The following is a 1,016-nucleotide window of genomic DNA, read 5'->3' on the forward strand; positions in this document are numbered from 1 at the left end:
CGTAAGGTGAGTTATAAGTTTATCTGTGTGAAAAGTTGTAGTTGTCATCTACACTCAGATAAAAGGAAATGAATTTAGCTATTATCGCTATCATCAGCATAGGGTAAAATTAAAATTGAGAGCTTTATTTTTATTGTTTATTTTTCTTTTACCAAGTGCGGGTGTTGTTGCTTTTGCTTCGGCGTTAAAGCAGGTTCGCCTGGTTAGTATTGATTATCCGCCGTATTATGGTCCTAAGTTAGCGAACCAAGGTGTTATCACTGAAATTGTTAAGGCGTCTTTTAAAGCGTCAGGAATAGTTGCGAGTGTTGATTTTGCCACGTGGGCGCGAGCAAAGAGCTTAGCGCAGCAAGGTTTATATGATGCTATTTTCACGATGTGGTATAGCCCTGAGCGTGAAAAGCACTTTATTTTTTCAAAGGGTTTAATGCCGAATATTTTGGGTTTTTATAGTTTAGAAAGCTCACGGGTTAAAAAAGGTGGTTTAGCGAGTTTAGAAGGTTATAAAATAGGTGTTGTGCGTGGTTATGCAAACCCAGCGAAACTAATGAGCTCACCTTTGCATCTTTATATCGGTAATAGTGATGAGGAAAATATTCGTTTGCTTATTAATAAGCGTTTGGATGTTATTTTAATTGATAAATACGTTGGACAGTATCTTTACTATAAGAATTTTAAAAATAAAGAAAAAATTCGTTGGTTAAATCCAGCTTTGGTTAAAAAAATGCAATATCTTGCTGCACCAAGATCAAGCTCACGTGCTCGTGAAGTTATTACTGCCTTTAATCAAGGTTTAAAGAAATTACGAAAATCAGGTGAGTATGACAGACTTCTAGAACAGCTAGATGCATTGCAACGCTAAAATTTATTCGATTATCGTTAAAGTGACTTCTTTACATAACTCATAAAATCAATTTAATAATTCATAGCTAAATTCATAGCTATATGATAAATAAAAATATAAATTTATTTTTACTTATCAGGACTTACGCATTGACAACAAAATCCAGTTATGC

General features: G+C 34.1%; 1 protein-coding gene. It reads left to right on the forward strand.

Annotated features, from left to right (window positions below):
- The first annotated feature begins 115 nt into the window (after nt 1-115).
- Nucleotides 116-862, forward strand: a complete 747-nt coding sequence (locus tag C200_RS12285) for a substrate-binding periplasmic protein (protein ID WP_016211312.1) — start codon at nt 116-118, stop codon at nt 860-862.
- Nucleotides 863-1,016 lie beyond the last annotated feature (154 nt).

The organism is Piscirickettsia salmonis LF-89 = ATCC VR-1361 (genome assembly GCF_000297215.2).
Taxonomy (GTDB): domain Bacteria; phylum Pseudomonadota; class Gammaproteobacteria; order Piscirickettsiales; family Piscirickettsiaceae; genus Piscirickettsia; species Piscirickettsia salmonis.